Origin of the sequence: Daejeonella oryzae DSM 19973 (assembly GCF_000422945.1) — a bacterium.
Lineage (GTDB): Bacteria > Bacteroidota > Bacteroidia > Sphingobacteriales > Sphingobacteriaceae > Daejeonella > Daejeonella oryzae.
Map to the genome: position 1 here is coordinate 1,560,248 of NZ_AUHA01000002.1, position 13,990 is coordinate 1,574,237.

At 35.6% G+C, this 13,990-nt stretch carries 9 protein-coding genes; 7 read left to right on the forward strand and 2 right to left on the reverse strand.

Features of this window, described 5'->3' with window-relative positions; all coding sequences use genetic code 11:
* Nucleotides 1-26: 26 nt before the first annotated feature.
* A complete protein-coding gene (gene eno / locus G521_RS0107280) occupies nucleotides 27-1,322 on the reverse strand; it encodes a phosphopyruvate hydratase (protein WP_026897952.1) in 1,296 nt (431 codons plus the stop codon).
* A gap of 191 nt (nucleotides 1,323-1,513) precedes the next feature.
* Nucleotides 1,514-2,617 (reverse strand): glutamine-hydrolyzing carbamoyl-phosphate synthase small subunit, encoded by a 1,104-nt coding sequence (carA, locus tag G521_RS0107285; RefSeq protein WP_026897953.1) that lies wholly within the window; start codon nucleotides 2,615-2,617, stop codon nucleotides 1,514-1,516.
* A 548-nt stretch (nucleotides 2,618-3,165) separates the two neighbouring features.
* Here carA and panB point away from each other — a divergent pair.
* From panB to G521_RS18490, 7 genes are all read left to right on the forward strand, one after another.
* On the forward strand, nucleotides 3,166-3,981 hold the full coding sequence (panB, locus tag G521_RS0107295) for a 3-methyl-2-oxobutanoate hydroxymethyltransferase (protein WP_026897954.1): 816 nt from the start codon (nucleotides 3,166-3,168) through the stop codon (nucleotides 3,979-3,981).
* A gap of 71 nt (nucleotides 3,982-4,052) precedes the next feature.
* On the forward strand, nucleotides 4,053-4,790 hold the full coding sequence (locus G521_RS0107300; RefSeq protein ID WP_051189554.1) for an RluA family pseudouridine synthase: 738 nt from the start codon (nucleotides 4,053-4,055) through the stop codon (nucleotides 4,788-4,790).
* 69 nt (nucleotides 4,791-4,859) lie between these two features.
* Nucleotides 4,860-5,279, forward strand: a complete 420-nt coding sequence (locus G521_RS0107305) for an OsmC family protein (protein ID WP_026897956.1) — start codon at nucleotides 4,860-4,862, stop codon at nucleotides 5,277-5,279.
* Between the two features lie 77 nt (nucleotides 5,280-5,356).
* The gene (locus tag G521_RS0107310) at nucleotides 5,357-5,899 is read left to right on the forward strand and encodes a YceI family protein (protein ID WP_220096047.1); all 543 of its coding nucleotides are present in this window, start codon (nucleotides 5,357-5,359) and stop codon (nucleotides 5,897-5,899) included.
* A 283-nt stretch (nucleotides 5,900-6,182) separates the two neighbouring features.
* Entirely contained in the window at nucleotides 6,183-9,713 is a 3,531-nt protein-coding gene (locus G521_RS0107315; RefSeq protein WP_026897958.1) for a DUF5977 domain-containing protein, read from the forward strand.
* A gap of 59 nt (nucleotides 9,714-9,772) precedes the next feature.
* Nucleotides 9,773-13,093 carry a DUF6443 domain-containing protein gene (locus G521_RS0107320; protein WP_026897959.1) on the forward strand — a complete coding sequence of 1,107 codons (3,321 nt, stop codon included), beginning with the start codon at nucleotides 9,773-9,775 and terminating at the stop codon, nucleotides 13,091-13,093.
* Between the two features lie 599 nt (nucleotides 13,094-13,692).
* Nucleotides 13,693-13,800: a CHC2 zinc finger domain-containing protein gene (locus tag G521_RS18490; RefSeq protein WP_407637156.1), complete on the forward strand. Its 108-nt coding sequence runs from the start codon at nucleotides 13,693-13,695 to the stop codon at nucleotides 13,798-13,800.
* Nucleotides 13,801-13,990 lie beyond the last annotated feature (190 nt).

Sequence of the window (13,990 nt, forward strand, 5' to 3'; positions counted from 1 at the left end):
GCTCCTTCATAAGATTATAGCAAAAATTATTTTTTAGCATATTTGAAATTCTTGCCGATAAAACGAGCTGCACCACCTAATTCTTCTTCGATGCGTAAAAGCTGGTTGTATTTCGCAATCCTGTCTGAACGGGAAGCCGAACCGGTTTTAATTTGTCCGCAATTTAAAGCAACAGCTAAATCAGCAATGGTTACATCTTCAGTTTCTCCCGAGCGGTGAGACATTACTGATGTATATCCATTATTCTGAGCCAGTGAAACTGCGTTAATCGTTTCGGTTAAAGATCCTATCTGGTTTACTTTAACTAAAATTGAATTACCTGTGTTATTATCAACACCTCTCTGCAGGCGTGTAACATTGGTAACAAATAGATCATCGCCTACTAACTGAACCTTATCGCCAATTTTTTCGGTTAGTAATTTCCATCCATCCCAGTCATTTTCGTCCATTCCATCTTCTATAGAGATTATTGGATATTTTTCTGCCAGTTGAACCAGGTAATCCACTTGTTCAGCGCTTGAGCGTATTGCTCCTCCATCACCTTCAAATTTTGCATAATTGTATTTGCCATCTTTGTAAAACTCAGAAGCAGCACAATCAAAAGCCAAATAAATATCTTCGCCTGGCTTATAGCCTGCTTTTTCTATAGCTTCTAAAATAGTTTCTACAGCATCTTCGGTACCGTCAAATTTGGGTGCAAATCCGCCTTCGTCACCAACTGCAGTGGAAAGTCCGCGGTCATGTAAGATTTTTTTCAGGTTATGGAATACTTCGGTTCCCCAGCGTAATGCCTCAGAAAATGAAGGAGCGCCAACGGGCATGATCATGAATTCCTGAAATGCGATTGGAGCATCGGAATGAGAGCCGCCATTAACAATATTCATCATTGGAATTGGAAGCGTGTTTGCATTTACACCACCAATATACCGATATAAGGGCTGACGGCTTTCCTGCGCTGCAGCTTTCGCTACCGCTAAAGAAACACCTAAAATGGCGTTTGCCCCAATTTTGCTTTTATTTTCTGTGCCGTCAATTTCAAGCATTAACTGATCGATCATGTTTTGTTCAAAAACATCAATCCCTTTCAGCTCTTTAGCTAATATTTCATTTACATTTTTAACTGCGTTTAAAACGCCTTTCCCCATATACGTGGCTTTGTCGTCGTCGCGAAGTTCTACTGCTTCATGCATTCCGGTGGATGCACCTGATGGAACAGCGGCACGGCCAAGAATACCATTTTCTGTTATTACATCAACTTCTACCGTCGGGTTACCGCGGGAGTCTAAAATTTGCCGGGCGTGTACATCGAGAATTAAACTCATAATTTTTATTGATTATACCTGATAAAACAAAAAGTCTTAGTGTAAGAAAAACACTAAGACCTTATCTATTCAAAATTACTGTTTTTCAAATGAATGTTAAAACAATAACCGCTAAATTATATACGAAAATTAATCAGTTAAACTTTTTACCCATTAAATGTGGATTAGGATACCATTAAAAGTAAATTCGATTAATTTTTATTCATCATGCTAATAAAATCATCAAACAGGTATCGTGAATCATGCGGGCCGGGTGATGACTCCGGATGATATTGTACCGAAAATGCATTTTTCCCTTTGACTCTTAAACCTTCTATGCTGTGATCATTTAGATTAATATGAGTGATTTCTATCTTATCAGATTTTTTAACATCCTCAGGAATAACACCGAACCCATGATTTTGGGAAGTTACCTCACAATGATCTTTGATTATATTTTTTACCGGATGGTTCAGACCACGGTGGCCGTTAAACATTTTCATGGTGCCGATGCCGTTTGCCAGTGCAAGCAACTGATGACCCAGACATATTCCGAACAATGGTTTTTCTGAGGCCAGAATTTCTTTCACAGTATCCACTGCGTAAGCCATTGCTGACGGATCGCCCGGACCATTTGAAATAAAATATCCATCGGGGTTCCATTTTTCCATTTCCTTGAAAGTTGTTTTGGCAGGAAAAACCTTGGCATAAACTTCTCTCTCGTCAAAATTGCGGAGGATGTTTTTCTTCACGCCTAGATCCAGAACGGCTACACGGTGAGCCGCATGTTCATTGCCGTAGAAATAGCTTTCTTTTGTTGAAACTTTGGAAGATAACTCCAACCCTTCCATAGAAGGAACAGCGGCTAATTTTTCTTTAAGCAGGTTAATGTCCAGAATTTCGGAAGAAATAATGGCATTCATAGCTCCTTTATCGCGGATATGTCTAACCAGAGAGCGTGTATCGACATCAGAAATTCCAACAATATTTTCTTCCTGAAAGTAATTCTGTATAGAAGTATCAGCCTGACTGCGGCTGTAGGCAATATTGAAATTTTTACAAACCAATCCGGCAATTTTAATATCTCCTGATTCTACTTCTTCCTGATTAATGCCGTAATTTCCAATGTGTGCATTGGTAGTTACCATGATCTGACCGAAATATGAAGGGTCTGTGAAAATCTCCTGGTAACCGGTCATGCCGGTATTAAAACAAATTTCACCGGTAGTGGTGCCGATTTTACCGGCAGCTTTTCCGTGATATACTGTACCGTCTTCCAGAAGTAATACTGCAGGTAGTTTTGTGTAATTAATCATTTAATATGGGAATTGAATTTGAAAAAAAGAGGAATGGAGTATTCCCGGAAGAAATTCCGTTACTGCTGAACCATATGCTGAAGTGTATAACTTCATCTTTCACGGGGGACAAAGCTACACTTTTTGAAGTAGAGATAAATGGAATTTGGTAAATTTTATACATCCTGAATACGCAGGCAGGAATGATTTGTAATTGAATTAATGGTTAAGAAAAATTCGACATCACCTGAGGCATTTTCCCAGGAATTTTTGATTCATAAATAGATACCTTTTATCAGTGATATTATGAAGGGCTTTAACATCAAAGTTCCCCCTTCATAATCCTTCATAAAACCAGCTGACATGAAAATATTAATGTATGGAGTATTCCCCATTACAATTCTAAAAAGCAATGCGAAAACAACAACTTGCGTACATGCTACTATAAATCTGATTGTTTGAATATTATCCAAACTTTATTTAATGTCTGAACATACAAGTAGCGTATTTATTTAATATCAATTTATAGTTTAATTCTACCTTTGCTTTATTTTCATTAAAATTAGATCATGTCTGTCCACAAAGAAATAAAAAGAATAACAACCAATACCTTACAGGAAATGAAGCAAAATGGAGAGAAAATAGCCATGCTTACTTCTTATGATTTCTCTATGGCCACTATAGTAGACGATGGAGGTATTGACGTTATTCTGGTTGGAGATTCGGCCTCAAATGTGATGGCCGGGCATGAAACTACGTTACCTATCACCCTTGATCAGATGATCTATCATGCAGCTTCCGTGGTAAGGGCGGTGAAACGGGCTTTGGTAGTTGTAGATCTTCCCTTTGGTTCTTACCAGGGAAATTCAAAGGAGGCGCTTAATTCGGCTATCCGCATCATGAAAGAATCCGGTGCCCATGCCGTAAAACTGGAAGGCGGATCTGAAGTGAAAGAATCTATTGACAGAATTATTACAGCAGGTATTCCCGTTATGGGACATCTGGGACTAACTCCTCAGTCTATTTACAAGTTTGGAACGTATACCGTTAGAGCCAAGGAAGAAGCCGAAGCTAAAAGATTAAAAGAAGATATTATGGTACTTCAGCAGGCAGGATGTTTTTCAGTAGTATTGGAAAAAATTCCGGCCAGTCTTGCAAAAGAAGTTACCGCAAGTGTTAAAATTCCCACCATCGGAATTGGTGCCGGCAAGCATTGCGATGGACAGGTATTGGTTATAAATGATATGATTGGATTAACCAAAGGATTTCATCCCCGGTTTTTAAGGCAGTACCTTAATTTATTTGAAGAAATTTCCGGAGCCGTAAAAGCATACGTAAAGGATGTTAAGGATGCCGATTTTCCAAGCGAAAAGGAACAATACTAAATTCTAGCCAGATACTCACGATTAAAAAGGGTATAGGACGTCTATATTCATGACGTTAATTTTTAAAATTTATGAATAAACCTGAATACAAGAAGGTGAAATTTCCACCCGCAGTATCTGATGTGACTGATGAAGATATTTTATTTGAGGATAATCACTTAATTGCTGTAAATAAGCGGGCAGGGGATATTGTGCAAGTTGATTCAACCGGAGATGAATCCCTGGATGAGAAAGTAAAAAAATATATTGCTAAAAAATATAATAAGCCCAATGGCGCTTTTTTGGGAGTGGTTCACCGCCTGGACCGTCCGGTAAGCGGAGTTATTCTGTTTGCTAAAACAAGTAAGGCTCTGGATAGGGTGAACAAAAAATTTAAGGAGCGTGAAATGAAAAAGACGTATTGGGCCGTAGTGCGCAATCGTCCCGAAATTCCTGAAGGTAACCTGGTCCACTGGCTGGTTAAAAATCCGCAGAAAAATGTTACCAAAGCATTCGATCATGAAGTAGCCGGAAGCCAGCGTGCAGAATTAAATTATAAACTGATTGGTGAATTAAATGGGTATTATTTAATAGAAGTTGATCCTATCACCGGCCGTCCTCACCAGATACGGGTTCAGTTATCCACCTTAAATTGCCCGATTGTGGGCGATAATAAATATGGCTACCCCCGTGGAAGTTTGAAGAAAAGTATATGTCTTCATGCCCGCAAGCTTAGTTTTTTGCACCCTGTAAAACTCGAACCCGTAGAGATTTTTGCACCTTTGCCTCACGACGGATTTTGGGAAAGATTTGAAACATTTTCCTCCTAAGTTTTCGAAAAAAAAACTACATTTTTTTCTGATTCTTCTTCTTTGATCTATAAATCTTTATCTTAAAAAATGAAAATTGAATTAAAACGTGTAAATGATGCTGTTCATTTTGAAGCAAGCTCACCTTCTTCGACAGTAAAAGTTCAAATAGACGGTTCGCCACAAATTGGCGGACAAGGTTTGGGCGTTAGACCCATGGAAATGGTATTAATGGCACTGGCTTCCTGCAGTTCTCTTGATTTGGTGACCATTCTGCAAAAACAAAGACAAGTTATACGGGATTTTTCTGTTTCGGCAGAAGCAGAAAGAACTGATAAAATTCCGAGTGTGTTTACATCTATTCATATGCTGTTTAGTCTGAAGGGCGAAATAGATCCTGCAAAAGCAGAGAAAGCAGCCGAGCTGGCCGTAAAAAAATATTGCTCTGTTCACGATATGCTGGTTGCTGCCGGAGTCAAAATCACATATAGCTTAAACATAGAATCATAGGTTTAATTTCCTGACAATGCAATTACATGTTTAAACATCTATTTATTTAATTTTGTAATGAACTTAAATTAAACAAGATGGAAAGCATTGCAAAAACAAAATGGATAGTAGATCCAACTCACTCTGAAGTGCACTTTAAAGTGAAGCACTTGGTGATTTCTACCGTAACCGGAACTTTTAAAGTATTCAGCGGGAGTTTGGAAACTGAAAATGATGATTTCACAGACGCACAGATTAAGTTTTCACTGGATGCAAATTCTGTAGACACCAATCAGACACAAAGAGATGAGCATTTAAAATCGGCCGATTTTTTTGATGCAGAGAAATTTCCTGAAATTAAATTTCAGTCAAGTTCATTTGAGAAAGATGGGGATGATTATAAATTACTTGGAAATTTGACTATAAAAGATGTAACCAAGCCGGTAAAATTAGATGTAGAGTTTGGCGGTTCAGCAACCGATTTTTATGGAAACTTAAAAGCAGGATTTGAAGTGTCAGGTAAAATAAACCGTAAGGATTATGGCCTGGTATGGAGTGGTGTTACCGAAGCCGGAGCCATTGTAGTTGGAGAGGACATTAAGATAAACGTCAACCTGCAGTTCGCACGTCAGGATTCGTAATACTTTCAGTTTATATATTTTAAAGCAGGTCTAAATTTATTTAGGCCTGCTTTTTTTTGCGAATTTTTGATCAAATGCGTGAATAATATATTTATTATTAAGAAATTAATTTCTCATCATGTGTAGATATTTAACAAAATTTATTAATTACTAATTTTATTTTTATAATAAAATTCATTTTTTTTAAATTCAATACTAATTCCGAAACCATTCATTTCAACCTAAACTCTATACTTTATTTTAATAATAGCTGAGCAAAGGCAATTGTATTAAATATAGAAAAATGATAAAAAACTTAACCTGGATTATATTAACTATAACTATTGTACTCTTAAAAGTGCAGATTTTAGTTGCTCAAACAATGTTACCTAAAGTTATTTACCCTTCTCCCCAAGCTTCTTCTATTGGAAAGTATGGTGAAATTCCTGTTAATTTAAGTTCAGGATTGCCCAACGTTGATATACCGTTGATGAATATAAATGAAGGATTCCTAAATTTGCCCATTTCGTTAAGTTATAATTATAGTGGATTTAAACCCTCAGATCAACCTGGAATAGTTGGTCTAGGGTGGGCTTTGAAAGCGGGTGGAGTAATTACACGCATTGTAAAAGATATTCCAGATGAAAAAAATTCTTTTAATGGAAAAAAAGGATATTTGTATTCTAGTTCAGCTGTTAAAAATTTACTGAATTTGGACGGTTCTTTAAATTGTTCCGGTGATCTATGCCCCTCTTGCTTTAGTCAAGGATTGTGTGATGGAGAACCTGATATTTTTTATTTTTCATTTGGGCAGTATTCTGGTAAATTCTTTTTTGGAGATGATGGATTGCCACATATTGTCTCTGATAAGAAAATGAAAATAGATTATTCAATAATAAATACTTCTCCTCCTGTTTCTAATGGTTCTTTTGATAATATTTATGGGTTTATAATTACTGCTGATGACGGTACCATATACCGTTTTGGAGATCCTTCAAAAACTATTTCTGAGGTAACTCATCCTATCAAAAATGTAGAATTTTCTTATTCTCAAAGTTCTTCACCTAAAGTGCCTTATAGTCGTTCTGAATCCGTTATTTCATCATGGTATTTAAAAGAAATTGAAGATACATATGGAAACATTATGAAATTTATTTATACAAATGATTATAAAAGCACGGCAGGAGGTGATATAAAAGAAAATAGGCGTCGGGTTTCTCAATCTTTATCAACTTATTACATCGCTAAAAATAGTGGAAATTTATTTTACGATTTTGATTTAATTAATACCAATAATGTTTCATCGGAAAATCTATTAACCCAAATTATAGGAACAAATTGGGTAATCGATATGGGATACGACAACTTTAATAGCAATAGTTTACATAATTTGAATGGAATTTCATTATCAAAATCTAATGGTATTCTGATCAAAAAATATGTATTAAAGTATTCAAATAATCTCAAATATCCTTTATTAGAAGAACTTAAAACAATTTCAATAAATGAATCTGTGAATGAAATTTATTCTTTTAATTACTACAATGATGGAGTTCCTACTAATACTAATGTTTATGATATTGATTATTGGGGGTATTATAATGGAGCGAATAATACAGAACTAATTCCAGTAGCCCCTTACAATTCTAACAGACTGCCAAATTTTTTAAATACAGTTTTGGGGACTTTGAAAACGATAATTTATCCTACAGGGGGAGCTACAACTTTTGAATATGAACAAAATCAATACAGTTATATAAGGGAGAAAACAACAGAGAATGGAATAAATATTGGTAAAAAAGCATATGGGGGAATTCGGCTAAGGCGTCTTGTTGATTCATCAAGTTTCAGTCCTTCAGTTGTTAAGGTATATAATTATGACAGTTTTGACAATCCAAACATATCAAGCGGTGTTGCTCTAGCTCCGATAAACAATTACTTTTTGACGTTAGATGTAACAATTCCTGCACTACCATGGCCTCAGAATTCAACTGCAACTTCGAATTATAAAATTTATAAATCAGATCCATTTAATTCAATTTCATTAACACCAATCTATTATTTTAATGTTCGAGAAACAATAGGAGGCTTAATTAGGACTGATCACTCATTTACATCTCACTTAGACTATCCAGATAATCTAGGTATTAATTATGGTATAGGAGATAATCAAATTGGTCCTTCTACAAGCTATGATTTTGCCAGATCATTGCCTAAGAGTACAAAATTCTACAATAATAATTCGATAATTTCTGAAAGTGAAACTACTTATGCAGTGTCAATAAGACATATGGCCAGAACTCTGTGGACTCAAAACGTTTTAACTGTGCCAGAATTATCCTTTCAATTTGCTAAAGGGCTAGTTACCTTATCAGGCTTGGTGCAAAAGAAAAGTGAAACTACTAAAACTTACTCTCCGGCTCCTATTACTTCTGTAGTTAATTATACGATATATGATCCAGTATACTTAACTCTTGAAGAAAAATCTTACTTAAATAGTAAGGGAGAAACAATGAAAACCAGTTTTCGTTATCCACAAGATTTTGTCAGCAGTGGTAATACATCAACTAGTAATCCATTATCTTATATGATTGGGAAGAACATAATATCAAAACCGATCGAAATTATTGAATCAATTTCCAAAGGTTCTGAAAATAATATTATTTCAGCAAAAATAATCCAGTATGGTAGTGTAGCATCTGGGAAATTTGTTAGTCCAGTTTTTGAGGGTAGGCTAAAATTAATTGCACCTATACCATTTGTTTCGTATAAGAAAGCCAATATTGAATGGAATGGAACTGTTGAAAATTTTAAGGTTGATTCCCTTATTTCATATGATATAAATTATTCTAAATATGATGACAAAGGAAATATACTCGAATATCGAAATCCAAGTCATTCATCAAATATATATTCTTCAATTATAAGAGGGTATAATAACCAATATATTGTAGCTGAATTGACTGGAGCAGATTACGAAACAGTTACTTCATTAATTGATCAGTCCATATTAAATAACCCTAATTTAACAGATTTGGCAATCCGTACTGAACTTAATAAAATACGTCATTCTTTATCCAGCACAAGTGTTCAGGTAAAAACATTTACCTATAAACCTTTAATCGGAATGACCAGTGAAACGGATTCAAAGGGAACCATCACTTATTATGAATATGATGATTTTAATCGCATAAAAAGCATTAAAGATCACAACGGATTTATTCTGAAAAATTTTTGCTACAATTATAAAGGGAATTTGATTGGTTGCCCAGTTCCAGGAGCAATAAGTTATTCCAATACAGCCCTATCAGGTAATTTCCCTAAATCTGATTGCGGCAGCGGTTTTGCTTCTGGGCCACTAGTTTTATATACAATACCGGCGGGTAAACATATTTCATATATATCGAAAGTACATGCAGATCAAATGGCACTTAATGATCTAAATTTAAATGGTCCGGTCAATGCAAATTTGGTTGGAACGTGCGTTGCTTTGCCATCAATTGGCTCACCTAATTTACAGTGCAGAACATCAGGAAGTTGCAATGATAATTTTGGCTGCGGAGTAAGATATGGTGTAAGCTTTGTAAATTTAAATCCAGTGAAATCTTATTCAGCTGTTATAAACAACATAGGAGGGACAGGAGGCTCAGCGAGCCTGTCTAATTTTGTAAGAAACGGGTCCACTGCCACAGCTAAAATTAATTACTATGGATCTAACGCGTCACAAAATGTGACTTTTGATATAATTCTTTATGAAAATGGGATAGAAGTATATCGCCTTAATCAGAACCTTTCTCATAATACGGCCTTCAGTCAGATACCTGTTTGTGAATAGGGCAAAACCTGATCGACATTTCTTTTATAAAATAAATGAAATACTGAAAAATTCATAATATGAAAATTTGCATAACTAATACAAAAATATTTACTGCATTTTATGTGGTTTTTTTTCAATTATTTAATTTTTATTTTGTACATGCTCAATCTCTTGATCAAAACTATGTCCGAATCAGAATTCCTCTCACTCAAATCAGTGATGAATTGTCTTTAAATACAAATAGTGCTGAAATTGATAAGGTGAGTACCACAATCCAGTATATTGATGATTTAGGACGTCCATTACAAAACCTAATCTTAAAGGGAAGCCCAAATTATAATGATATTGTTCAACCCTATGCTTATGATGCATTTGGAAGAGAACAATATAAATATCTTCCATATAGTAGTAATATTAACAATGGTAGCTATAAATCAGATGCACTAGAAATTAATACTGGTTTAAGAGCCTTTTATAACAGTTCTAACCCGGGTGTAAAACCAATTTCAACCCCATTTGCAGAAACTAGATTCGAAAATTCGCTTTTAAACAGGGTAAAGGAACAGGGCTACCCGGGGAATGAATGGCAACCAGGCAATAGGACATCAAATTCCGGTCGCACTGTTTTGACGGAATATTTGTCAAACACTAATTCTGCAGGGATTTATCCAGTTAGATTTTACAGTGCTAATCCTGTTACTGTCTCGGGCAATGAACATCATCGTGCTTTAGGGGGAACCGGATACTATTCAGCCAATGAGTTGTTTTTAACTATTATTAAAGATGAAAACTGGATAAACGGGCGAGCAGGCATAGTCGAAGAATATAAAGATAAAGATGGAAAAATAGTATTAAAAAGGACTTGGCAGTCTGAAACTACTAAACTTAGTACCTATTATATATATGATGATTTGGGCAATCTGAGCTTTGTATTGCCGCCAGGGGTAAATCCAGATAACAATAGTAATCCTATATCAAGTGTGATAGATGATTTCGCTTTTCAGTATCGATACGATGGATGGAACCGATTAATTGAAAAAAAAAGTCCCGGTAAGGGTTGGGAATATATAGTATATAATAAATTGGATCAAGTTGTTGCAACTCAGGATCAGGTACAACTTGCCAAAAAGCAATGGAGCTTCACCAAATACGATGCATTAGGCCGCTTGGTGATGAGCGGCTGGTGGGATAACGGAAATATAGCCATTAACAGGAGGAATTTACAAGCTTTGATTGATAATGAATCGCTTCTTTGGGAAAGCCGCCTTTCCAGCGGAGAATATGCAAACAACTCATGGCCGATGAATGCAGTCAATTTTTATACGGTAAATTATTACGATAATTATACAGTTCCGGGGTTTCCTGTAAATTATTCCTTTACAAACTATTCCGAAAATGCGCAAAGTCTTCAAGTTAAAGGTTTGCTTACAGTTAGCAAAAACTGGAGTAGTAACAGTTCGACCACTTTGTGGAGTGTGTACTATTATGATCAGTATGGCCGTGTTATTCAGAATCATATCGGTCATCATCTGGTAGGCAAGGATGTGACCAATTACATCTATAACTTTATTGGGCAGGTTATTAAAACTCAGAGAGACCACACGGGGCCGAGTGGACAGTCTTTATCAATTCTGAATAACTATTTTTATGACCATCAGGGAAGATTGATATCTAATAAACAAAAAACGGGCACGGATGCTGAAGTGATCCTATTCCAGAATACTTATAATGAATTAGGTCAGGTTATTGATAAAAAACTGCATTCTTTAGATGCGGGTGCTAATTTTTTACAGAGCATAGATTACCGATATAATGCCCGAGGGTGGTTGAATAATATCAATAATAGCTCATTGAACATCCAACCAGGAGTAAATGATGATAGCAACGACCAGTTCGGTATGGAGATTAATTACCAGAATGCCCTCTTGACCCAATTTAATGGCAACATTGGTCAAATGACTTGGAAAACGTCCCGCATCTTAAGTCCCAAATTATCCTACGATTTCCGCTATGATAAACTCAATCGATTAATTGAAGCAGTATCAACTTCCAACGGAGTAAAGGATGGTAGCTATAGTGAATATATTCAATACGATGTTATGGGTAATATTCAAAGTCTGGGACGATATGGTAAGATAAATAATAAACAACAAATTGATAGTTTACGTTTTATTTATAGTGGCAACCGATATATTCGCATTGACGATGTGAGTTCAAGCTCTGAAAAAGTAATGGGATTTAATGATCCAGTTCAAAGTGCTTCTGAATATACTTACGATGCTAATGGCAACCAGAAAACGGATATGAACAAAGGAATTATTTCAATGATTTATAATCATTTGAACCAACCTTTAGTAATTACTTGGACAACTTCTCCAGCCAAAAAGCTGGAATATATTTATGACCGGTTGGGTAATAAATTACAGAAGAAATTTACAAATGGAACTAATATCTTTAAAATGGATTATATCCAAGGCATTGAATACACAAATGGATTAATCAGCTCTGTTCAAACATCAGAAGGCCGAGCTCGTAAAAGCGGTAGTAATTACATTTATGAATATAATTTGAAAGATCATTTAGGCAATACCCGGGTCACTATTGATGCTTATCCAAATTCTCAAACTGCCCGGATTATTCAGGAAAGTAGTTATTATCCTTTTGGCATGGAAATGCCCGGCGTAGAATTAAGTTTAGGAGGGGGTAATAAGTATCTTTATAATGGCAAAGAATTACAGGCGGAATTAGGACAGTATGATTACGGTGCCAGGTTTTATGATCCGGTGATTGGGAGGTGGGCTATGATAGATCCCATGGCAGAAAACCATAATGGAATTACGCCATATAATTACACATTAAATAACCCGCTAAAATATATTGACCCACTAGGATTGGATACGATAGGGATTAATAGCACCGCTAATGTCAGAGCTGGAGATCAAATCGAAGTGTCAATAGGCCAGTATGCTACAGCTTCAGTTGATGAAGCGGTGGTTGTTGGCCAAAAAATAGAGAGTGTCAACAAGGGAGCAGGATTAGCGACAGGTTGGGGAGTAGCTTTAGTTGAGCCAACACCAGTTGGAGAAGTTGTTATGGTAGGGATAACTGTTTTTGCTGCTTATCAAGCCCTATCCAATATGCCTCAAAATCCAGGGTTTGGCGATCCTTCAAAGTTGACGACCACTCATATGCCGCCATCTCAAAATCCTATAAATAATCCACCTACGGGATTTGATCCAAAGAATCTGCCCCCGGGTTGGAATGGTGCAGTAAAAGCAGGACTATTGGTTTTTGGCGCCTATAGACTTTACGATAAACTTAAGAGTAGCTTCACTCCGCCTATTATAGTTCCTCGAGACAATACCACTGTTGTTAAACCATATATAAAAAGACCTTAATAGAATGAGAGATATAAAATTATGGCGTAAGCTTTCAAACATATCGGCATATAGTTGTGGGGCTGTGGCTATTATTGATACATTTTTTGAAAAGTATTTTAAGGATTTTAATACTATAATTATAGTATTTCTGATTCTAACTATAATATTGTTTCTAATTTCAACATTAATGAAGTTTTATATCAAAAGAAAGAGAAGTATATAATGTGGAAGCGGTTAAGTATTTATGAAGGCATAATAGCATTTAATTTTATTCTAAACATTGCCATTTACATTGTTAATAAAAATTATTTACTATATGTTTTACCTAAAGAAATTGCAGGTTATATGTTTTGGCTAAGCTTGGGTTTATATTTAGGCTTCCAATTATGTAAACATGAGTTTAAACGAGTATGGACAAAATTGTACGGAAATAAACCCTAATCTCCCGGTGTTCGGATCGTAAATGTCATAAATCAATATACGGCTATACCAAAAGAATGACGGGAAGGTTACGGACTAATGTTCTTGTGATTGATCAAAAATACGGAAATAAAAAGTCAGTTCACACTTGTGCAGTTGCTCAGCCATTAACATTTAAGCCTGATAAAAAATTAAGGATGCACTGCCCTTTCCATGATGAAAAGACCCAAAGCATGCAGGTTTATTATTCAGCTCATATCTGCTACTGCTTTTCTTTCAACTGCAAAACCCACAGCAAAAGTTGAGAAGTAATTGAAATAAGACAACAGTAAACACGAAGTGATCAAAAAATTGGAAAGGTTAATTACTGGAGATCAGGGAAACAGTGTAATCAGTATAAAAATATCCCTGAAAAGATAATTAGCCACTCTAAAAATACGATACATTATTCAGATCCTGCCCAGAAATATATTAAGAGTTGAAGTTTAGACTTCA